18 protein-coding genes are annotated in these 21,898 nt (G+C 63.7%); 8 read left to right on the top strand and 10 right to left on the bottom strand.

All coding sequences use genetic code 11. The features are described from left to right. Positions 1 to 16 precede the first annotated feature (16 nt). Genes W7S_RS08850 through W7S_RS08840 form a run of 3 tightly spaced genes read right to left on the bottom strand, consistent with a single transcriptional unit; the run spans position 17 to position 3,065 of the window. On the bottom strand, positions 17 to 721 hold the full coding sequence (locus W7S_RS08850) for an alpha/beta fold hydrolase (protein WP_014711325.1): 705 nt from the start codon (positions 719 to 721) through the stop codon (positions 17 to 19). Further along, complete coding sequence (locus W7S_RS08845) at positions 718 to 1,821, bottom strand: dihydrodipicolinate reductase (protein WP_232525828.1); 1,104 nt, start codon at positions 1,819 to 1,821, stop codon at positions 718 to 720. The genes W7S_RS08850 and W7S_RS08845 overlap by 4 nt, the downstream gene beginning before the upstream one ends. Positions 1,822 to 1,826: 5 nt before the next feature. Then, a complete protein-coding gene (locus tag W7S_RS08840; protein ID WP_232525827.1) occupies positions 1,827 to 3,065 on the bottom strand; it encodes a spirocyclase AveC family protein in 1,239 nt (412 codons plus the stop codon). A gap of 71 nt (positions 3,066 to 3,136) precedes the next feature. Between W7S_RS08840 and W7S_RS08835 the strand changes: the two genes are divergently transcribed. Further along, positions 3,137 to 3,916 (top strand): SDR family oxidoreductase, encoded by a 780-nt coding sequence (locus W7S_RS08835; protein ID WP_014711322.1) that lies wholly within the window; start codon positions 3,137 to 3,139, stop codon positions 3,914 to 3,916. 15 nt (positions 3,917 to 3,931) lie between these two features. Further along, positions 3,932 to 4,735 (top strand): SDR family NAD(P)-dependent oxidoreductase, encoded by an 804-nt coding sequence (locus W7S_RS08830; RefSeq protein WP_014711321.1) that lies wholly within the window; start codon positions 3,932 to 3,934, stop codon positions 4,733 to 4,735. Between the two features lie 6 nt (positions 4,736 to 4,741). Here W7S_RS08830 and W7S_RS08825 read toward each other — a convergent pair whose 3' ends face one another. From W7S_RS08825 to W7S_RS08815, 3 genes are read right to left on the bottom strand one after another with little or no spacing between them, the layout of a single operon-like run. Next, the gene (locus tag W7S_RS08825) at positions 4,742 to 5,740 is read right to left on the bottom strand and encodes a hypothetical protein (RefSeq protein WP_014711320.1); all 999 of its coding nucleotides are present in this window, start codon (positions 5,738 to 5,740) and stop codon (positions 4,742 to 4,744) included. Between the two features lie 43 nt (positions 5,741 to 5,783). Further along, entirely contained in the window at positions 5,784 to 6,848 is a 1,065-nt protein-coding gene (locus tag W7S_RS08820; protein WP_014711319.1) for a dihydrodipicolinate reductase, read from the bottom strand. A gap of 15 nt (positions 6,849 to 6,863) precedes the next feature. Next, positions 6,864 to 8,102: a cytochrome P450 gene (locus W7S_RS08815; protein ID WP_014711318.1), complete on the bottom strand. Its 1,239-nt coding sequence runs from the start codon at positions 8,100 to 8,102 to the stop codon at positions 6,864 to 6,866. Positions 8,103 to 8,233: 131 nt separating this feature from the next. Between W7S_RS08815 and W7S_RS08810 the strand changes: the two genes are divergently transcribed. Next, positions 8,234 to 9,292 (top strand): dihydrodipicolinate synthase, encoded by a 1,059-nt coding sequence (locus W7S_RS08810; RefSeq protein WP_014711317.1) that lies wholly within the window; start codon positions 8,234 to 8,236, stop codon positions 9,290 to 9,292. On the opposite strand, the gene W7S_RS08805 is transcribed toward W7S_RS08810, so the two are convergent. After that, positions 9,284 to 10,426 carry an ABC transporter substrate-binding protein gene (locus tag W7S_RS08805; RefSeq protein WP_014711316.1) on the bottom strand — a complete coding sequence of 381 codons (1,143 nt, stop codon included), beginning with the start codon at positions 10,424 to 10,426 and terminating at the stop codon, positions 9,284 to 9,286. The two genes, W7S_RS08810 and W7S_RS08805, sit on opposite strands and share 9 nt — an antisense overlap. 121 nt (positions 10,427 to 10,547) lie before the next feature. Between W7S_RS08805 and W7S_RS08800 the strand changes: the two genes are divergently transcribed. The 5 genes from W7S_RS08800 to W7S_RS08780 all read left to right on the top strand — a co-directional run bounded on the left by W7S_RS08800 (position 10,548) and on the right by W7S_RS08780 (position 16,030). After that, complete coding sequence (locus W7S_RS08800) at positions 10,548 to 11,180, top strand: TetR/AcrR family transcriptional regulator (protein WP_014711315.1); 633 nt, start codon at positions 10,548 to 10,550, stop codon at positions 11,178 to 11,180. A gap of 118 nt (positions 11,181 to 11,298) precedes the next feature. After that, a complete protein-coding gene (locus tag W7S_RS08795) occupies positions 11,299 to 12,579 on the top strand; it encodes an amidohydrolase family protein (RefSeq protein WP_014711314.1) in 1,281 nt (426 codons plus the stop codon). Between the two features lie 2 nt (positions 12,580 to 12,581). Beyond that, a complete protein-coding gene (locus W7S_RS08790; protein WP_036428705.1) occupies positions 12,582 to 13,376 on the top strand; it encodes an SDR family oxidoreductase in 795 nt (264 codons plus the stop codon). Continuing rightward, on the top strand, positions 13,370 to 14,842 hold the full coding sequence (locus W7S_RS08785; RefSeq protein ID WP_014711313.1) for an aldehyde dehydrogenase family protein: 1,473 nt from the start codon (positions 13,370 to 13,372) through the stop codon (positions 14,840 to 14,842). The genes W7S_RS08790 and W7S_RS08785 overlap by 7 nt, the downstream gene beginning before the upstream one ends. Positions 14,843 to 14,866: 24 nt before the next feature. Further along, positions 14,867 to 16,030 carry an NDMA-dependent alcohol dehydrogenase gene (locus W7S_RS08780; protein ID WP_014711312.1) on the top strand — a complete coding sequence of 388 codons (1,164 nt, stop codon included), beginning with the start codon at positions 14,867 to 14,869 and terminating at the stop codon, positions 16,028 to 16,030. Between the two features lie 1,061 nt (positions 16,031 to 17,091). On the opposite strand, the gene W7S_RS08775 is transcribed toward W7S_RS08780, so the two are convergent. Genes W7S_RS08775 through W7S_RS08765 form a run of 3 tightly spaced genes read right to left on the bottom strand, consistent with a single transcriptional unit; the run spans position 17,092 to position 21,558 of the window. Then, the gene (locus W7S_RS08775) at positions 17,092 to 18,129 is read right to left on the bottom strand and encodes a hypothetical protein (protein ID WP_148277768.1); all 1,038 of its coding nucleotides are present in this window, start codon (positions 18,127 to 18,129) and stop codon (positions 17,092 to 17,094) included. A 33-nt stretch (positions 18,130 to 18,162) separates the two neighbouring features. Then, complete coding sequence (locus tag W7S_RS08770) at positions 18,163 to 21,258, bottom strand: DEAD/DEAH box helicase (RefSeq protein WP_014711310.1); 3,096 nt, start codon at positions 21,256 to 21,258, stop codon at positions 18,163 to 18,165. A gap of 30 nt (positions 21,259 to 21,288) precedes the next feature. After that, on the bottom strand, positions 21,289 to 21,558 hold the full coding sequence (locus W7S_RS08765) for a hypothetical protein (protein ID WP_014711309.1): 270 nt from the start codon (positions 21,556 to 21,558) through the stop codon (positions 21,289 to 21,291). Positions 21,559 to 21,898: the final 340 nt, after the last annotated feature.

Below are 21,898 nucleotides of genomic sequence, written 5' to 3'. Positions count from 1 at the left end.
GCTCATCAATGTCCAATCATGTCGGAGTCGCCAACCTGAGGAGGACCGCACTCAGCTCGGCCGGGCGGGCAAAGAAGGGCGAGTGGCCGCCGTCCAATTCGACAATGGACGCGCCAATCCTGTCGACCGCATTGCGCCTGGCCCACGACTCCCCCACCGCGCGGTCGTGCCGCATGAGAACGTAGGTCGACGGCGTATCGGGCCAGCGGTCGATCGGACAGCTCTCGGTGAACGCGGTGAATGATTGGTGCCTCAGTTCGTCAAATGCGCGGCGTGCCAATACTTCCGGGCAGTCATGGTAGAAACCTTCCCGGACCGCCTCCCAGGTGAGGCCGAACGGGCCGTCACCATGCTCTTGCGGTTCGGGAAAGGTGATCGCGTCGGGGTTGGCGCCAAGGTGTTCGGCGAACGATTGGCCGGGGACGGGCAGGAGCCCGCCGACGAAAACCATGTGGCGCACAGGGTACAAGGTGGCGATGACGGGTGCGCAGAGTCCCGAGATCGAGTGTGCGACAACGACAACGTCCTCGGAAGCGCTGTCAACTTCTCGCTCGATCGCATCGATCGCCACTTGCGCCCATTTCAGCGCTCCCGCCGAATCGTCATCGACCGGGAGGTCCGGCGCGACCGCGCGATGGACTCGCCGCTCCAGCTGTGCGGAGACCGCATCCCAGCAGGAGCCGTAATGCAGCCCGCCGTGTAGCAGCGCGAAGACGGTCACCGTCGCGTGCGGGAGAGTCGACTAACGATTCCAGTTCCGGCCAACGGTGATTCGATGATGCCAGGCGGCGCGCCCACCACACATGGAATGGCGTTCACCGCGGCCATGGCGGTGGCCGTGATTCCCGGGTTGGTGCGGCTTTCCCTCGACTGTTCCAAGTACAGTTCCAGGCTCATACTGGGGTCGCCTTCGACACGAAAAACCATGCCGCCCTGTCCCTCGCGCGAAGGCTTGGGCCAGTGCTCGGGCCACGGGGTCGAACTCACGGTCGCGAAGTATTGCACGGCCACCACTTTTCGGTCGTCGGCCACTCCGGCCAGCTGCCAGCGGTGCCCGCAGATCGTACCCGCCGGCACCACGCCGAGGGCCGTTGGTAGATCGACCGGAGCGAGCAATGTCTCCCAGTCGAGTTCTACACCGTCGAGTTCGATGCCGAGCAGGTCCGCGATATAGCGCACGACCGTCTCCCAGTCGTGATTTACCTTGCCCGAGGCTATGCGGACCGGGACGTGGCCGTCGGGCTTGCCGAATCCCATCGACTCATGCAGCACATCCCAAATGGGATAGGCCTTGTCCAAGTCGACCGCGTATTCATCCATACGATACGAATCCACGGCACCCGCGCCAGAAAGCAGCGCGGTAGGAAGGTTGAGGCTGATGAACCCGGGCTCACTACCGGTCGCATAGAACGTCGAACGGCCCTTTTGGGTGGCTGAATCGAGCGTTGCACGCCAGTGCCGCGGCGCGGCATCCGGGTACACCATCGGAATCGTCGAGATTGTCACGACATTGATCCCCGATTCCAGCAGCGCGGCGATATCCGCGATGGCGTCTTCCTCGCGGCGGACCGCCGTCGCGCAGTAGGATACGCAATCAGGTTTTAGCGCAATGATTTCCGCCATGTCGCCTGTTGCCGTCACCCCGACGGCCTCGACACCGCACAGCAGGCCCGCATCGGTTCCAACCTTGTTCGGCGTTGAGACCTTTACGCCGACGAGATCCAGTGCAGGGTCAAGAATCGTGGCCCGTAACGCTTCTCTTCCTGTGAGACCCGTCCCGATATGGGCGACGCGATAGGGGCCGCAGGCGTTGTCCGTCATCCGACTCATTTGTAGAACGGTCCCCGCTTGCCCGATTCCTCGAGGTGCCCGTAGGGGTCGTATACCTTGACATTCGGATACGGGTTTTGCTCATACGCGGGTGAGGACAGCCCCGCGGCGCGCAGGCCGGCCAGCACCGCCAGCGGTATGGCGAACGACACCAGACCCACTGCAGCCGAAACGAGGAGCTGGCGTGTCAACGTGACCTTGGTGCGGCCAGGGGGCGTCGGAAGTTGGCGGCAGATCCGGGTGATCAGCACCAGCTCTCCTCCGTCGTCACGGACGCACATGACGGCGACCATCGCGAAAATAAACGAGTCGTACACCGCCATGACGAGTGGGAAATGGATGTGGCCGATTTGCAGGCTGGGCCCGACCGCCTCGGAGTAGTAAAAGATGCCGAATCTCAACCAGGTGAACTGGACGAGCGTGTTGACCGGTATCGCGATGAGGAACGCGCCCAGGAAGACCGCGGCAAGGCGGTGACGCGCAAGCCAACTGGTGCGCGGGACCATCGGATCCACGAAGCGCTCGTGCAGTTGCAGGATTCCCAGCCCACTGAGGAGGTAATAGGCCGCGTAGCCGCCGAGGAACGACAGGGCGGGCTCGAGATTCGGCGCAATGTTCATATACGGCCACGACGGCGGGAAGTGCAGCATGCGCGGATCGAAAATGGCGAATGTCGCCCAGTTGGCCAATGGATCCAGCGCGCCGGTGATCAGACCGGCGAACGCGATCACCACCGCCCAATGCACCTTGCCGCATCGCACCGAGAGCCACACCAACGTTGCGATCAGACCGATCGCCAGCGGGATGGAACTCAGCGCCACGACCAGTGGCCAATCATCGAAGCCGAGGAACGGCGGATAGGGCGCCGCGACTGGAGTGGGGTTTGCCGTGCGGGCATCCCCGTGAGTGCCCGACTGGACAGTCGCGACCGTTACGACCGCAAAGGCCAGGTAGGCGACAACGAACAATCCCCATCCGACCCTAGACGGCCATGACAAACCGCCGATGCCCGTGTCCATCGGCCCGACTGCAGCCGATTCACTGGCCGAGTCAACGGTGTTCGTCATGCCGGCCTCGCCCGTAGCGTAGCCAGATCTCCCGCACTCGTGGTGCGGGCTGGTTTTGCGTTTGTCAATCGTCAGCCTCCGGGATCCAACCCGTCGAGAATATGTGTTTTCGTCCGCCGTAAACAAGCTTTCGCCGAGCCAGGCCGATACCCCGACCGAGAATGACAATTCTCACATGCGAGGATTGGGGTAGCGTCGGCGCAGCCGTCAATCATGAAATCACGCGAAGGAAGCAGAGTATGAGCGACCGGCACTCCAACATCGCGGGAACGCGGATGTTGATCATCGGGGCGTCTTCGGGCATCGGACAGGCGCTGGCGCTGGCCGCCCACTCCCGGGGCGCGGCGGTGGCCCTCGCCGCCCGGCGGGTGGACCGCCTGTCGGAGCTGGCCGATCGGCTCGGCGGATCGGCACACGAGCTCGACGTGTCCGATCCGCGCGCCATCGAATCCGTCGTCAACGCCGTCGCCGCCCACTTCGGAAAGCTCGACGCTGTCGTATTCACCAGTGCCGTGGTGCCATTCGCGTTGATCGAAGACACCGATGTAGAGACGTGGCTGCACGCGTACGCCGTCAATGCCGTGGGTGCCTCCCACGTACTGCGGACGGCCCTCCCCCATTTGGCCGACAACGCCACGGTCGTCGTCGCGTCGAGCCACGACGTGGGGCGCCCGCGTGCGGGTGTGGCGGCCTACCATGCGAGCAAGGCCGCGCTCGACGAGATCCTACGCAGCTGGCGGGCCGAACACCCCGAGATCGCCGTGATCCGGGTCAGCGTTGGCCCCACTTGTGACACCGAGATCCTGCGCGGGGCCGACCGTGACCTGCTGGCCGATCTCTACCGGTCCTGGGAGCATGGGGGCCAGATCCCTGACGAGATGTCCACCGTCGAGGACGTGGCCCATGCCATGCTTTCCCTCGTCGCCATTTCGCGCGCCAATCCCACCGTGGTCAGCGAGATCGTTCACCTGGCACCCCGAATCATCGAGGGCCAGCAGGCGTTCACCGGCAACCGGTAAAGAAAGGACGACTCGATGGACCTGGGTTTCGACGGTGCGACGGCGGTGGTCACCGGGGGCAGCAAGGGAATGGGCCTGGCGATCGCCGAGAGTCTCGGCGCGGAGGGTGCTTCGGTGGCGATCATGGCGCGCGGCCGGACCGCGTTGGACTCCGCTGCGCGGCGAATCCGCAGCGCGGGCGCCCCCGAAGTCCTGACCATCAGCGTCGACATGTCCGATGCCGAGTCCATCACATCGGCGTTCGCGTCCATCGGTCATACCTGGGACAGCCTGAATGTCCTGGTGCACACCGTCGGCCCGAGCGCCGGCGCATTCGAAGACCTCGACGACGACGACTGGCACGCCGCCTTCGACCTCGGCACGTTGTCCGCCGTGCGCTCGGTGCGGGCCGCACTGCCCATGCTGCGATCCGCGGATTGGGCTCGCATCGTCACACTCTCGGCGCACTCGATCCAGCGCCAGAGCTCGCGCCTGGTCGCCTACACGGCCGCCAAATCGGCACTGTCGAGCTTTACCAAGAACCTGTCGAAAAGCCTTGGCGCCGAGGGGATACTGGTCAACTGTGTCTGTCCCGGAACCATCGTGACGGCCAGTTTCACCGAGACCTTGCGGGAGGTGCTTGCCGCCGACGGGCTGGATTCATCGGATCCGAGGCACGTGATGACCTGGGTCGAGAAGACCTACGGCCATCCCTGTGACATCGGCCGTGCCGGGTTGCCCGAAGAGATCGCCTCCCTCACCGCCTATCTGGCGTCACGACGAAACGGCTACGTGACAGGGGCCACCGTCAACGTCGACGGCGGATCGGACTTCATCTGACCCACGTCATCGATCGAGTCCGCGCGCCAGCTTGAACACGGCCGTGGCCGCGTCGAGCAATTCCGGGGTCAGCATATTCCCGCTGTATTCGACCCAGCACCAGCTGCGCGCCGGCCGTGCACCCGACGAGGTGCTTGACACGGGACCGAACACGTGCAGCGGGCTGCCGCTGGATTCGAACGCGAAACTGTACGAGTCGGTGCCGATGGTCGCATCCAGCCCGGTCATCCTGCCGACTTCGTTGAACGTCGGATCCGTGGTGATGTCCTTGTGCACCGTGGTGACACCGTCTTTGAGCTGATAGCCCGGGCCGAAGGCCACACCTTCGCGCCCCTGCCAGAAGCTGCCGCCGCCCAGCTGCCCGTCGTCGAGCTCGTGCAACCAGGACACCCACATGCCCTGGAGGTGCCGGGCGATGGGGAGTTCGGTGTACACCTTTCCCGGCGGCCCGTACGCGAAGTCCTGATGCGCGTAGCCGGACACTTCGACACCGTCCACCGTGCCCGTGGCGTACATCAGCTCGTGGCGGTAGTAGACGTCGTCGTCGATGCCGTCCTGCGCAGGCACGTGCGTGAGGACGATGTCGCTGACCGTCCGCCCGTGGATCTCCCAACGATTGCTGGCGTCATACCAGTGAAAGCCGTTGGCATCGCGTTCGATCCGGCCGCTTGGATACGACAGCCGCACGCTCCCGCCGTCGTCGACGTACTGCAACGGTTCGAACCAATCGAGCGTCGAGTACTCAGGGTAGAGGTGAGGCGCGTCGATGCCAAGGTCTTTCGGTAGTGATCGAAATCCGCACACCGGAGACACGACGTGAGTCATTCCGGTGAGGAAGTCGTCGCATCCCCGCACCCCCCAGTAGTTCTGACCGGATGCGTCGGCGACGACTGCGCCGAGCCAGATTCCCGACAGCCCCATCCCGGGGCTCGGGACCCATTCGCGCCGGTAATGGGCGAGGGACGGCGTCTCGCGAAGGACCTGGAAGTCAATCGATTTGAACACTCAGTCTCCTCGCGGGGGTCGCGGTGGATGTGGGGGCAAGCGCCTATGTCGTGGGCACGACGCCGCGCTCAGTCCAGTGCGCGACGAACGGCGTGATCGTCGACAAGTCGTAGAATCCCGGCTCAGCCGCGATCACGGCGGGGATGGCGTTGATGGCGTGCATGGCGGTGGCCAGACAGCCCTGTTCGGCGTGATCCTCCCCGTGGGAGCCGATCACGAGTTGAAGGGTCATGTTGGGCTTGCCCTCGAAGGTCACCGCATAACCGATCTCCGTCGGCCAGTCGGGGGCCAGGTCGTCGGCCATCCTGGTGAGGTGTTCGACGGCGAGTATCGTTTCGCCGCAGTCGACCACGACGCCGAAGCGCATGGCGCCCACGGTCCCTGCCGGAATCTCCCCAGCAGCCACCGTCAGCGCCCTCGGTGTCGCCACGACCTCGCGGAACCCCTCGACGGACCGAATACCGAGTCCGAGCGCCTGCGCAAGGACCGTCGCGCTGCCGATCCATGCGCTCGCCGCATACTCTTTGTTGGCCAACAACGGCGTCTGATCATCCGGTGCATGACCGAAACCCATCGCGTTGAAGATCAGGTCATGGCTCGCGTAGGTCGAGTAGTTCAGCACCTCCCGCACGCTGATCCGCTCGGTGCGCTCGGTCAGCCGGGACAGGACCGGCGCGAGCGACTCGGCGACGAAGCCCGGGTACAGGCCCAGGCCGAGAAACGATGAATTGCCTGCACGGCAAGCTGTTTCGATGCCGTCCGCCAGCGATTCGTGCAGGGAACGGGGATGGACAAACCGGCTGCCGGTGGCTATCACATTCTTGCCCGAGGCCAACAGATCACAGACATCGGCGAAACAGCCCGGCGTGTCGGTCTCCACTTTGCCCATGTAGAGCACCACGTCCGCATCGGTGCCGATGATGGTGTCGCGATCGTCAGACGCGAGCACTCTTGCTTGCGGCAGCCCGCACAGCGTGCCCGCGTCCGCCCCGGCTTTTGCCGCGTCGTACACCCGCACGCCGACCAGTTCCAGGTCCGGCCGGCTCAAGACGTGGCGCAGCGACATCGTGCCGGTCACCCCGGTCGCCCACTGGATCACGCGAGTCATGTCAGGCGATCTCCTCTAATCCCACACCACGTCGAGGCGGGGTGGCGAGCGGAACATCGTGCCGGTCACGTAGGGCGGCGGGGCCTCGGGGTCGAGCCGCAGCCCCGGCAGTTCGTCGAGCAGCGCGTTGAAGATCTTGGTGCTCTCCAACCGCGCCAGGTGCATTCCCAAGCACACATGGGCGCCGTGGCCGAACCCGATGTGCGGCTTGCGTTCCCGGAAGATGTCGAAGGACTCGGCGTCCTCCCATCGTGTTTCGTCATGGTTGGCGCTGCCGAGGTTGACCACCATCGTCGAGCCCTTCGGGATATGGCGCCCGAAAAACTCGGTGTCGGCGGTGACCTCACGGATGAAGTTGAGCAGCGGCGTCTCCCACCGGATGCCCTCCTCGATCGCCTGCGGCAGCAGGCTGCGGTCGGCGCGCACCGCATCGAGTTGGTCGGTGTGGGTCAACAGGCCGAACGCGAGGCTGGCCGTCGAGCGCGACGTGGTCTCCGCGCCCGCGGGCAGGAGGTTGCGCATGAACCCGTAGATTTGTTCGTCCGACATCCTGACCCCGTCGATCTCGGCCCGGGACAGGATGGTCACCATGTCGTCCTTCGGCGACTTTCGCCGGTCGGCAAGGATTCCGACGAAATACTCCTTCATCTCCGCCGAGGCCCGCAACGCGGTTTCCATGTCGGCGCGAAAGCCCAGCAGGTCGATCGCCAACCGGTGGAACTCACCGATGTCGGATTCGGGCAACCCGAGAAGGGCGGCGATGATCCGGACCGGGATCGGCATGAACACCGCGGCGACCAAGTCGGCGCGTTTGTCGTCGCGGAACTTCGCGATCGTGCGATCCACCAGGGGCCCAACGAGTTCGGTGTCCCAGCGTTTCATCGACGACCTGGCAAACGCGAATTCGTGCAACCTGCGGTAGGTGGCGTGCTCGGGTTCCTGCATCTCCAGGATCGTCGGTCCTTGCAACGGTCGCACGACGTCCTCATAGATCCGGGTGCTGAACGTGATGTTGTCGGTGAAGACGGCTTTAACCGCGTCGAACGAGTACGCCGTGAACGTCTTCGCGGGGTCGGGCCCGTCCTCGGGAACGCCCATCTCCGGCCAGCCCGGATGAACGGCCGCCTTCATACGCAGCTCACGCAGCAGCGGGTAGGGGGTCGCGTCGCCGTCGGCGCCCATTCCGGCGTTGAACTTGTCCTGCGCCTCGCGAATGCGTTGCTCGATGTCGTCAGTAACCGTAGGCTCCGCCACGTGCCACCTCCCGTACGGCCGCCCAACATACACCTTGTCGGTTGCAAACCTACATGATGTAGGTTGAAGGAACCAGAACCTCGCGATAATCCGAAAGCGCAACCTGGAGCATTCGATTGGTCATTCGAGTCGTGCAATGGGCAACCGGCGCCGTCGGCCGGGCCGCGCTGCAGGAGCTGATCGAGAATCCGCATTATCAACTGGTCGGCGTGCTGGTGTACGACCCGGCGAAGGCCGGTCTCGACGCGGGCGCGCTCTGCGGGCTACCACCGACGACGGGCGTGATCGCGACCGCGGACAAAGACGCGATCATCGCCCTGGGCGCCGATGTCGTCGTGCACGCGGCCAGCAAGGCCCACGCCGTCGAGACGAACGCCGCGGACATCTGCCGCCTGCTCGCGGCCGGCAGCACCGTCATCACCACGACGTCGTACAACCACCTACCCACCTATGGCGAAGAAACCGAATCCGCGTTCGCCGCGGCGTGCCGACAGGGCGGGTCACGATTTCACGCGGCGGGCGAGAACCCCGGCTTCATGCTCGAGCGGCTCGTCGCGACGGTGACGGGACTGAGCAAGTCCATCGACCGCATCGACCTCTACGAGGCCACCGACGTTTCAGCCGTGGACAGTCGGCCGATGCTCATCGACCTGATGGGGATGGGGAGGCCGCCGGAAGACGTCAGCATTGACTCCCCGATCATCAAGAAGCTCGACATGGCCTACCGCCAGGCCCTCAATGCCACGGCCGATGTCCTCGGGATCACCCTGTCTCACATCGACGTAACGATCGACGCCACTACACTGCCGCACGACATCGAGGTCCCCGCCGGCACGATCGAGGCGGGAACGGTTGTCGGGCAGCGGTTCTCGTGGGTCGGCCACTGGTCCGGCCGTCCGCTGCTGGCGATTCACGAAGAGTGGGTTCTCACCCGCGACCTTCCCCAGTGGGGCATGGCGCCGCTGGCGCCCGGCGAGAAGGCCCCGCTGATCCGCGCGGTCATCCAAGGGGAGCCGAGCTTTGAACTCCAGCTCGACGTGGGGTTCGACGGCGTCGCACCCTCGGGCCAGCACGCCATGCCCGGTCATCTGATGATCGCGATGGGCGCGGTTCGCGCGATTCCCTACGTGCTTGCCCGGCCACCCGGCATCGTGACCGCACCGGTGTTCGGCGCGATCCAACTAGCTTGAGGCGCGAGCGACCGCGCGGGCGATGTGGTCGCTGGGCGCCGCGTGGAAAACGTGCGCGCTGCCGTCGGGCAGGACCCTTCGGGCCACGAGGTAGTCGGAACCCATCCAGCCCTGTCGGATGAACCGGCCGAACCGCAGGAACGTTCCCGGTGCGCCACTGGCCGACGGGACGAGCTTCACCTGCTCCATCCCGTTTTTCACCCCCTCCCCGGTCAGCGGCCGCGCGGCGGCGAGGCCGCGCACGATCACCGTGGCCGCGTCGTGCGACAGACCAGGCATCGAGTGTCGCGGCCGGCGACCGTATCGCGCCTCGAAGCGGTCGAGGAAGGCCTGTCCGACGGTGTTGCGCTCGTCGTAGCTGTCCAGGCCGATCCAGCCGGACAAGTGCCGCATCCACTCCGCACTGATGTGCGCCATTTCGAATGCGGTCGTCGTGTACCGTGGCGGATCCCAACCTGCGGCCCGCAGCGCATCGGTGAAACCCCATAGGCCGTGCCCGAATCCGACGTGCACCAGCGCGTCGGGCTCCGCCGCCCGCAACGCGGTGACCGCCGCGGACTTGTCGGCCTCGACCTGGGGAATCGCCACGGTCGCAACGACGTTCAAACCCGCTGCGTCGTAGGCCCTTTGCGCGAAGGCGAGATACTCCTTGCCGATGAGCGACGACTCGTAGGCCATGGCGATGCGCGACCGAGCGTCGCCAATCATCACCGCGGCCAGCATGACCGGCTCCTCGGGCATCGAGCCGTTGTTCAGAGCGAAGCACCACTCGCCGAGCGCCCCCTCCGATCCCGACAGGGTGAGGATCGGAACCCGCGCGGTGGCCTCGACATGGGAACGCAGCGGCACCACGTTGTCCGATACCCAAGGGCCGAAGATCGCCAGGCAGCCTTCCGCGACGAGCTCGTCGAAGGCCCGTTCGACTGCGAGGTAGGTGCCGTTCGGCAGGCCCACCACGTTGCGTATGACGAGTTCGATCGGCCGGTCGAGCAGCCCGGAGGCATGGGCTTCGTCCATCACCAGCCGCAGCGCGGCGACGGTGTCGTTGTCGGTGTCGCCGGACGTCGGATAGTCGTTGAGCACGCCGACTTTCAGCGGTGCGACCGAACCGTATGCGCGAACCTCGTCTGCCATAACCGGCAACATACAGGATGAAGGTTGAATCCAGGGCTCCCGCCGGCGCGCGGTGTCGTGCGCCGACGCCGGCGGAGCCCGGCACTCAACATTCATGATGAATGTTGCTACGATCGTCGGCATGGCGCAGCGCGGTGGAGCGGACGACGATCGACGCGCGCGCGGCGAGCAGACGCGGCGCGACCTGATCGAGGCGGGCCGGCAACTGTTCGTGGAACGGGGATTCTTCAACACCAGCATCGGCGACCTCGTGGCCGAGTCGGGCGTCGGCACGCGCGGCGCCTTCTATCACCACTTCAAGGACAAGGCCGAGCTATTTCGCGCCGTGTTCGAGGACGTCGAGAACGACCTCACGCTTCGGTCCATCGCCTCTCCCCCGCCCGGCGTCGACCCGTGGGAGCGGCTCACGATCGGTCTGCACGGGTTTCTCGAAGCGGCAACCGAGCCCGCCGTACAGCGGGTGATCCTCGTCGACGGTCCGGTGGTGCTGGGCTGGCAGACGCTGCGTGAAATCCAAGAGGGCAACAGCATCGCCCTCATCAACGAGTTGGTCCGCGAGGCGATCGCAGAGGGCATCATCGACGACCAGCCCGTCGGGGAGCTGACGCACATGCTCGTCGCGGCGCTCGAGGAGGCTTCGCTTCTGGTCGCGCACGCCGCCAATCCGGCCACGGCGCGCCGACGGGCCGCCAAGGTCCTCGACCGGCTGTTGCTCTCCTTCGCCGTCGAGCCCCGAAAAGTATTGCGGCGGTGAACATCCTGTCCCAAGCCCTGGCCGAACGCGGCCGTCGTGAAAACGTACATTTCCACAATTGAATATTGTTCCTCTACAACCTGATACCCTCGCTCTCAACATCTGCACTAGGAGACCCATGCAGCCCGAAGACATGATCTTGGTGAGCGTCGACGACCATCTTGTGGAGCCGCCGCACCTGTTCGAGGGCAGGGTCGCGGACAAGTACGCCGACGAGGCGCCGCGGGTGATCCGGCAAGCCGACGGCTCGGAGGTCTGGACCTTCAACGGCGCGATCATCCCCAACATCGGCCTCAACGCGGTGGCGGGCCGCCCGCGCGAGGAGTACGGCATCGAGCCCACCGCCTTCGACGAGATGCGGCCGGGGTGCTACGACATCCATGAGCGGGTCAGGGACATGGACGCCGGCGGTGTGCTCGGGTCGATGTGCTTTCCGTCCTTCCCCGGTTTCGCGGGCCGCTTGTTCGCCACGCATCCCGATAAAGACCTCGCCCTTGCCGTCACCCAGGCGTACAACGACTGGCACATCGACGAGTGGTGCGGCTCCTATCCCGGACGGTTCCTGCCCATGGGATTGCCCGTCCTGTGGGATCCGCAGTTGTGCGCCAAGGAGATCCGGCGCAATGCCGAGAAGGGTTGTCACTCAGTAACCTTCACCGAGAACCCCGCCACCCTCGGCTTCCCGAGCTTCCACGACGAGTACTGGGATCCCATGTGGCGCGCGCTCTCGGACACCAATACGGTGCTCTCGGTCCACTTGGGGTCCTCGGGTAAGATCACGATGACCGCGGACAACGCCCCCATCGACGTCATGATCACGCTGCAACCGATGAACGTCTGCTCGGCGGCCGCCGACCTGCTGTGGTCGCGCGTCATCAAGGAGTTCCCCGACGTCCGGTTCGCCCTCTCGGAGGGCGGCACCGGGTGGATCCCGTATTTCGTCGACCGGCTCGACCGCACGTACGAGATGCACCACCTGTGGACGGGCCAGGATTTCGGTGACCGGCTGCCCAGCGAGGTTTTCCGGGAGCGCTTCCTGACCTGTTTCATCGCCGACCCGATCGGTGTCAAGCTGCGCCACGACGTCGGCATCGACAACATCGCGTGGGAATGCGACTATCCGCACTCCGACTCGTCGTGGCCCACGGCCGCCGAGGAGCTCGCGATCGTCATGGCCGGACTGCCCGACGACGAAGTCAACAAGATCACCTACGAGAATGCCTGCCGGTGGTATTCGTTCGACCCATTCGAGCACCGAACCCGCCAGCAGTGCACCGTGGGCGCCCTGCGCGTCGCGGTCGGTGACCACAACGTTGAGATCCGCAGCTTCGACCACGGCCGGTTCGAACGGACCGCGGGCGCGACCCTCGGCTCCGTCAGCGCGAAACTCGATGTCTGACAATGGCTGACACGGGACAACCACCTTTGCGAGTCGCGGTCGTCGGCGCCTCCGCCGGTCTCGGCCGCTGCATCGGCACCGGACTGGCGCACCGCGGCGCCCATGTCGCGCTGCTGGCGCGCCGATACGACAGGTTGGTCGAGGCCGCCAAGGACGCCGGCAACGGCGCGGTGGCCGTCGCGTGTGACGTCACCGCGACCGACGCGTGCCAGAAGGCCATGTCCGAGGTGATCGACGCGCTCGGCGGTCTCGACGCCCTGGTGTACACGACCGGTATGGGAGTGCTGGCGCCACTGCGCGAGATGACCGCGGAACAGTGGGCGCAGTTGTTCGCCACCAATGTCACCGGGGCCTCGCTGGTCACCGCGGCCGCCGCGCCGCACCTGGCGGCATCGGCGGGCTCGGCCGTGTACCTGTCGTCGCTCAGCGCCTCCTACACCACCCCGTGGCCGTTGCTCGGCGCGTACGCGGTGACCAAGGGGGCGCTGGACAAGCTCGTCGAGGCCTGGCGCATCGAACATCCGGAGATTGGCTTCACCCGTCTGGCGGTGGGCGACAGCCTCGGCGGCAGCGGTGACGCGCAAACCGAGTTCAACAAAAGCTGGGACCCAGACGCTCTGGAATCGGCGATCAAGTTCTGGATGGAAAACAAGTACATGCTGGGCGGTCTCGTCGACGCCGAACATCTCACCGAAGTCGTCCATTCCGTCATCCGGTGCGGCAACAGCAGTTTCATCCCCTCCCTCACGCTCGCCCCGCGCGCCTCCGACGCAGTGAAGGAACTCCGGCAATGGTGAATCACGAATCGCGAATGCTCATCGACGGCAAGCTCGTCGAGTCGGAGACCGGACGACAGTTCGACAACATCAACCCGGCGACGGAAGAGGTCCTGGGCGCCACCAGCGACGGAACCCGCGCCGACATGGAACGCGCCATCGCCGCGGCGCGGAATGCGTTCGACAACACCGAATGGTCGCGCAGCGGCGATGCGCGCGCCGCCGGACTCCGGCAATTGCAGGCGGCGCTCGAGGCGGAACGTGAGGAGCTGCGCACCGAACTCGTCGCCGAGGTGGGGTGCCCGGTGTTGTCCACGTACGGGCCACAGCTCGACGTGCCCCTCAACGAGGCGTTGACCTGGCCCGCCGATATGATCGACGAATTCGCCTGGAAGCGTGTGCTTCCCGACAAGGACGCGTTCGGCATGGGCAGCCTCACCGCCCGCGAGGTCTGGAAAGAGCCGGTCGGTGTCGTCGGTGTCATCACCCCGTGGAACTTCCCTTTCGAGATCATCCTCAACAAAATCGGCCCCATCCTGGCGATGGGCAACACCTGCGTGCTCAAGCCCGCCCCGGATACGCCCTGGAACGCCACCAGGATCGGCCGCATCATCGCCGAACACACCGACATCCCACCCGGCGTGATCAACATCGTGCCCTCCTCCGATCACCTTGTCGGGGAGGTGATTTCGACGTCACCATTGGTTGACATGGTGGCGTTCACCGGTTCGACGGCCACCGGCAGGCGCATCATGGCCGCCGCTGCCGAGACGGTCAAACCCACCTTTCTCGAACTCGGCGGCAAGTCCGTCTACCTCGTCTTGGACGAAGACGGTGACATCAGCGGCGCGGTCGGCGGCAGCGCCTTCATCTGCATGCATGCCGGGCAGGGCTGCGCAATGCCCACCCGCCTGCTGGTGCCGAACTCGCGGTACGACGAAGCGGTTGAAATCGTCAAGGCCGCGATGGAAAAGAACAAATACGGCGATCCCACCGATCCCTCAGTACTGCAAGGGCCGCTGGTCTCCAAGAAGCAACACGAGCGGGTCCTCGGATACATCGAGAAGGGCAAGCAGGAAGGCGCCCGCGTCGTCACCGGCGGCGGGGTGCCCGAGCACCTGCCAAAGGGCTATTTCGTCGAGCCGACCGTGTTCGCCAATGTCGACAACAAGATGACGATCGCGCAGGAGGAGATCTTCGGGCCCGTGCTCTCGGTTATCGGATTCGACGGCGACGACGACGCCGTGCGGATCGCCAACGACTCGATCTACGGCCTGTCGGGGGTGGTATTCGCCAACGACCTCGACCGCGCCAAATCCGTGGCGAGTCGGATCAGAACCGGAACGCTCGGCATCAACGGCGGACTCTGGTACGGCGCAGACGCACCATTCGGCGGGTACAAGCAGTCGGGCGTGGGCCGGCAATGCGGCATCGAGGGACTCGAGATCTTCACCGAGACAAAGACTGTCGGCTGGCCGGCTTCCTGACCGGCCCCTAGCGAAAGATGCGCGATGAAATCCAAGGCAGCAGTCCTGCGCGGTGTCGGTGAGGACTGGGAAGTCACCGACGTAGAACTCGACCCACCGCACGCGGGCGAGGTGCTGGTCAAAATGGCGTATGCGGGGATCTGTCACTCCGATGAGCACTTCTATACCGGCGACAGTGTGCCGACCGCCGAGATGGAAGAGATGATGCGGGCGTCCGGACTCCCGGTGCCGGAATGGTTCCCCATGCTCGGCGGGCACGAGGGCTCCGGGGTCGTCGAGGCGGTAGGCCCAGGCGTGAAGACGCTGAAGCCCGGTGACCACGTGGCGATTTCGTTTCTGCCCGCCTGCGGCAACTGTCGATGGTGTGCCAGCGGCTACACCTACCTGTGCGACGTGGGCGCCGACATCTACAGCAAGGCGATGACCACCGACGGCACCCGACGGCGCCACCTCGGCGACGAGGACCTGATGGCCATGATGCAGGTCGGCACGTTTTCCGAGTACGTGGTGGCCTCCGAGCGCTCGCTGGTCAAAGTCCACGACTGGATTCCCCTCGAGGCCGCCTCGCTGGTTTCTTGCGGGGTGACAACGGGATTCGGGTCGGGATCGGTGGCAGCAGGTACCCAAGCCGGCGATACCGTCGTCGTGATCGGTGTCGGCGGCATCGGCATGAACGCCGTGCAGGGCGCGAAAGTGGCCGGCGCCAAGCACATCGTCGCCGTGGACCCCAACGAGTTCAAGCGCGAGGTCGCGCCGACATTCGGCGCCACGCATACCGCCGTCGACATCGGTGCAGCGCTGGATCTGGTCAAGGAGATCACCTGGGGCGTGATGGCCGACCGGGTTGTTCTCACACCCGGGGTCGTGCCCGCGGACATGATAATGACGGCGATGATGTTGTTGCGCAAGGGCGGAACCTGCGTGCTGACCGGGATGCCCAAAATCACCGACCTGATGGTGCCGATCGTTCTCACCGACATGGTCAGCTCATGCAAGACTTTCAAAGGCGTGCTCTACGGAGAGATGAACCCACGCGAGGCCATGCCGAAACTACTGGCGATGTACGAGGCGGGCCTGATCAAACTCGACGAGCTGGTCACGCAGAAATACAAGCTCGACGACATCAACGAGGCGATGAAAGACCTTCGCGACGGCAAGAACATTCGCGGCGTCATCGCGTTCGAATAGCGTTGCGTCGCGTGCTGCCGCTTGCACCAGCAGGACACCAGCGCGCACAGCCGCGGCTCGGTGATCAGCCTTCCCGCAACCAGCCCCCTAAGGCCGCCACAGCGCACCGCTCGGGTCCGATTAGATCCTCATTGTGCGTGGCGGATGGCGATCCCGTCACGTGCGAGTTTGCAGAACCTCATCGAAATGGCGGACACACTTCTGTCACGTCCGTGCCGGAACCCCCAAGCGGGCTCCTCCCAATCTCGCCGCGGCCGTCACACGACGCGGTCATCGACGTCGACGACCGCTTCGCTCGCGCGGTTACCACAGCACGACGCAAACCATTGACCGCGACCTCGGTAACCGCGGTGCGCCGGGCCAAACTCAAAACATGCGCTTCGCGCCTGAGGTCCCAGATCTCTGACCGCCCAACCTGATTCACCAATACGACCGTCGCTGCGGTGCCGAACGCCAGCCACGAGTTGCCGAGCGGTGGCTTATCCGCGCGGCGGGCATTTCACCCGTCAGCGCCCAGGCGACTAGCAGATGACGGCCGGGCCGCCGGTGAGCGGGCAATAGGGAGGTACGCAGCTCACCGACGTTGTTGAGACGGCGAAGCCGAGCAACAACGCAAACAAGACTCTCGTAACCTTGTTCATAACTGGAGAGTCTACGTCCAGCCAGGATTCAGTTGTAGCTTCTCGTTTCTGGTGTCATATCGCGCTCCCCCGACCTGCGGCGATGCCAGTTGTCTCACATCGTGTCATCTGCGTTTTGTCTCATATTCGTGTCATTTCTCAGGTGCTGCATTTGGGTGGCTTTGGCAAGCTCTGGTCACCTCTCCGCGCGGCCGTCAGGCATGAGCACCATTACGTCATGTGACAGCGGCCAGAGGGCGGACACTTCAGCGCAGAAGCAGGTCGGCGTTACTTCGCACTGTGTCGTGGTTATTGAAACACGTTGTCCGAGAGCGGATCAGCGCTCGAGAGTTCATGAATAATCGTCATTATCCATGAAAAACTCCGCCTCGGCTGGCGCGACGAACCGATCGGTCCTAGCGTGGAGAACCGTGCCAAGTTCTAAGACAGATCCCCGCTGTCGAGGAGCATTATGTACGCCGTGACGTGCATGAGAGCGATCACTGCGTTAATTCGTGAATATTGCAGCCGGGAAACGGCGTGAGCACTCCCATGTCGAGTGAACTCACGGGGGATGCTGTCGCCGCGACTCTGCCAGAACTCCGTATGGGAGCCCCAGATTCCGCCGAACACCATCGCAGCGCGCATCGGCAGATCGTTGATTAAGAGCCGGTTGCGCTGATTGGTCACTTCTTGACGTGATGGTCCATCGAGCGTCCCGCGCAGCATCGTGTCGAGCAGGTTGGCTGCGAGCGCCTGCGCTCCCTCGGAGTGGCCGCCTTCCAACATCCTGACCACGTTTAACGCGAACCCGCGGTACTGGGCGAAGTCGGTACTAGACGCCGATTCAATGGAATCGCGACATGCCGCAACGATACGTTTCCACCGCCTTCCCAGGATGCGCCGACGCTCCTGCTTCGACGATGCACCCAGCAAGGCGTTGAGGATGTCCGTCGGAGGGACCCAGGCAAGAGCGAGCCCTTCATCCAAGAGGATGGTTTCGATCTGATCTAGCCCGCGAACTCCGCGCCAGTTCGGCGGCAGAATGCCGTCGAACATGCGGTTTATGCTCTCGAATAGTCCTTCGAACTGAGCGCGCTGAGCGTTGTAAATACCATCGAATACTTTCAAACTCGATGTGTCGATGATGTTCTTTAGGCCGAGGTTTTCAATATTTAGAGCAGGACCAAAGAGCCGCGTATAGTCGAGCCCGAGGGGCGGCAGATCAACCTTGAACTTGGGAAGGTTAACCTGAAGAGGCTTCGCCAAATCGAACCCAAGACTATTCGCTGGTACCAGTGCCTGTGCTGCTAGTGACTTCACGTCGGGCACCGCATTTAGCTGAAGGTCTTTCACGGATCGCAGGATCCTCGACAGCTCGAGCCCTTGCATACCGGCGGTCAAACCTTGAAATACATTCCGAATCTGCTCAAGTTGTGCATCCGTCAACTTCGGTCGTTCTTTTGGACTGTCAGGCATGCTGTCGGTTCTCAGTTCATTTGAAACACAAACTTATTCACTAGGAGTAGGTAATTCTATGCCGCTCGGCGCCGGTTGCCCGATCGCCGTGCGGCAGGCCTCCACGAGGACATCAGCACCCTCTTTACTTCCCATGGCCTCGGCCAGGGCAGCGATATCCGCCTCGGCCACGCTCTGCGGATTGGCATAGCCGGCGTTTAGAAGCGCAAGGAGTTGTTGTCGGCTGAGGCCAGCGTCGAGCCTTGCAAGATCGATGAGTTCTGGCGGGACGCCGAACTCAAGTCGAGTGAGCGTTCGTCCGACTAGTGATTGGATGGCGTCCACGTGTTCCGGGTATAGCTCAACAAGAACAGCGCCTACGGCTGGGAGTAGGTCCCGCGTCCGGTCTGCTGCAGATCGGACTGCGCCCGCCATAGCGGGACGGCCCCATACGTGCTGGTTCAGATTTCTTTCGAGGACCGCAATATCGATACCATTGATCAGCATTATCGCGGCCGAGGCCTTCTTTGCGCGTCGCGTCATAGTCGCTATGTCTGGCGCCGTATTCTGCAAGACCCTCAGGGTTGGGCGAGCCACTTGCTGCTGCGAGAGAGTGCTCACCCAGACAGTTGGCTCCGGGTTATTCTTGCGCCCGCTGACCGGAATGTAGACGGCGTCGACTTCTACTGTGAGCTGGGCAGCTGCAATCAGCGTCGTGCTGTTGAGAGCTGTGGCATCGAGTCCAGCAAGAGCCGATGACAGTCGGACGACGGAATCGACATGGACCCCAGATTCTCCCGTAAAGCGACCGAGAGCCGTGAGTCTGTATCCGTCGGTTTCTGCCTCGAGCAGCCGAGCTGCGACCAGCTGATCGAACCCGTACCCCAGCTGCTCTGTAGTCCATTGCCGATTGCCGCCTTCACGCGCTTGCTGGGCGGCCAGACTCGAATCCAAGAATCCGATGACGGCCTCCTCGCTCACCGCATGGCCGCTCTCACCCTGGAATTGCGCGACAACGCGCAGCATGAGTGTTCGAGGATCGCCGTCTGCAACGAGCTGCGACCGCAGGGGCTCGAGCTCGCCGTGAACGTAGTTGTGCCAGGCATTTCCCGTGCCCAGAGTGTCGTTGGGAATTAGATAGGACTCGCCAAGTTCAGAGAATCCGAGCCGGCCCGCTCGACCCACCATGTTCTTGTATTCGGCCACGGAGTAGGGAGTCGGTCTTGGGCCCGGATGTGTTAGGCCAACGATGACCACTGCAGATGCTGGCGTGTTAACGCCCATTGCGAGTGTCGTTGTGCCCACGATGACGTTGAGTGAGGAATCCGGATCACGAAATGCGGACTCGATCGCGTGGCGTTCGGTCCTATCGAGATCGGCGGTGTGCATTGCCACACCGCGGGCAAGCGTGCGCCGAAGGGTCTCGGTGCTCGATGAAACCTCACCGGTATTCATTGCCTCCAGGACACCATCCGCAGCCGGTAGTCCGAGAGCGTCGGAAAGATAGACGGCGCACCCCGCCACTTCACCTTTGGTCTCGCGGAACACGATCACTGTTTTGCCTTCTCCAACCAACTTCCTTACGAGGGGAATTACGAGGCTGCAGCTACCTTCATGCGGAATCGGCCGGATGAAGGCCGGGATGGTCGCTTCGGTGCCATCTTCGTTGACGATCTGCAACGCGCCGGATTGTCCAACGACCCCTTCCCGCGGCGGGACTGGCCTTGCTGTCGAGTGTAGGTGGCCGCCGCCGATCCATCGATCGAGTCCGCCGAGATCTCCCACGACGGCGGAAAGCGTAATGACCTGCGGAGATCCCACGCGTCCACGACGGTTGTTGAGCAACGTCATCAGGAACTCGAGGTTGGATCCGCGGGTGCGATCGGTGAGTGTTTGCGCCTCGTCGACGACAACGACCGAAATCGAGTCGAGCACATGGGGGTTCGCGAGCGCGAGATGCGTCAGCTTCTCGTAAGTCAATAGTGCGAAGTCGTATTGGCCGCGCAGGAATTCGGACATCTGGTCGCTGTAGTCACCCGTCGCCCTGATCGTCTTGATGCCCGCGGGTCCATATATGCGAGTGAACTGTTCGTACTTGTCGTTCACGAGCGCCTTCATCGGCAGCAGGAACACCGTGCGGCCGCGGGAAGCCGCCGCCTTGATCGCCGCCAGTTCACCGACCATCGTCTTGCCGGACGACGTCGGCGCGGTGACGACAAGGTTGTTTCCGTCCAGTACGCCGAAGTCATTGACAGCACGGAGCTGCAACTCGTTGAGTTGATCGATGTTGGCGGCCCAGATGTCAAGCACGTCTTGCGGAACCCCGAAGGCGGCCAACGACGTTGGGTCGGCCGTCGCCGGCTGTCGGACGCGATCTGGGAAGAGCGCGCCGTACTGCGGTCCGGGTATGAAGGTGGGCCACAGTAACGTTCCATCGAGTTGTCCACGCAGAGTGGGGGTTTGAACCTCCAACATTTGTGCGGAATCTGCGAGTACGCGTTGGTTGACGTAGCTGACGACCTTCAGGAGGTCGATCTGATCGCCTTGCCGCACTTCGTCGACACCCTGCAGAGCTTCAAGAAGTCGGTAGGTAAAAAGCCCGTGCCCATGGACTGCTGATTCGAAGGCCTCCTCGTCATCGGCCGAAGCGGTCAGTACAAGCCTGCCGGTGCCGACGAAGCGGGAGAGGATGTCAGAGGCCGTCGATCGCGTCAAGCCGCGCGCTCGTGCTCCTGTCGCGAAGACGCGACTGCCGAGACCACCAGAGAAGCAACAATCCAGTGCGCACAGGATCGTCGTGCCTTCGATGCCGGACAGAGTGTCCGCGAGCTCGTCGAGAGGCAGGGATGTTCCGGCCAGGTCGCGGACGTCGGTGTCGAAACAAACGATCTCGTGCGTCTCCGAGCCGTGCCCGGCGTAGAAGATGAACACCACATCATCGGGCCCAGATTGCGCTGCCAGAGCTGCCAAGGCCGCTCGTATTCCGCTTGCGGTGGCGTCGCCATCGGTTAGCAGCACATGCGAGGAGTCCGGGATTGTGTCGGCAAACAGCGCGTGAATTGCACGGGCATCACGCACAGCTCCGCTGAGCCACTGGATGTTGAGATCAGCGTAGCGATCAATGCCGATGAAGAGTCCGTGAAATTTCATTTCTACCTTTGAGATATGTAGCGATCCGGATTACATGTGCTTGTTGAGCCAGTCCCATGCATCCTGCTCAAGCCACCCGCCACGCTTGTCGCCCGTCACGTCCAGAACCAAGAGGCGGTCGGATTCATCAATCACTGCCCTCAGGCGGTTGCTGACGTCCTCAACGGTCAGATGGGTGTCGATGACCCATGTCGAGTCGAGGTAGTGCCACCATGCGCCCATCTTCTGGATCTGCTCGAACAGCTCGTCGTAGTTCTGACCTGGCTTGTTCAGGTCGTAGGCGATGAGCAATGCGCTCACGTGGGTTCTCCTATGGCTGTCTGTCATCCGCTGGGCCCGCTCACCCCAGCATACTTAAAATATAGGTTATAGCCTATATAGGCTGTAGGCGATACGCAACTAGCCAGCTCAGGGCCTCAAACCGGCGCGGTAGCAGATGCGCGGAGCGTGGTGGCGCACGCCCTGCCGGCCCGGAAGGGGGTGAGAATGGTCCGAACCGGCCGCAGCCGTCTCGGAACCTGCGCCGACGGCAGTGGAGAGATCGCCGCCGAGCCAGGGAGCACGGCTCGGCGGTTTACCGCTCATCAGAGTCCGGCCTCGCAGCTCCGGACTCTTACCCGCTGAAGCGAATAACTCTGGG

Origin of the sequence: Mycobacterium sp. MOTT36Y, assembly GCF_000262165.1 — a bacterium.
Lineage (GTDB): Bacteria > Actinomycetota > Actinomycetes > Mycobacteriales > Mycobacteriaceae > Mycobacterium > Mycobacterium intracellulare.
The sequence above is the reverse complement of the archived record's forward strand: the minus strand, read 5'-3'. Positions and strand labels throughout refer to the sequence as shown.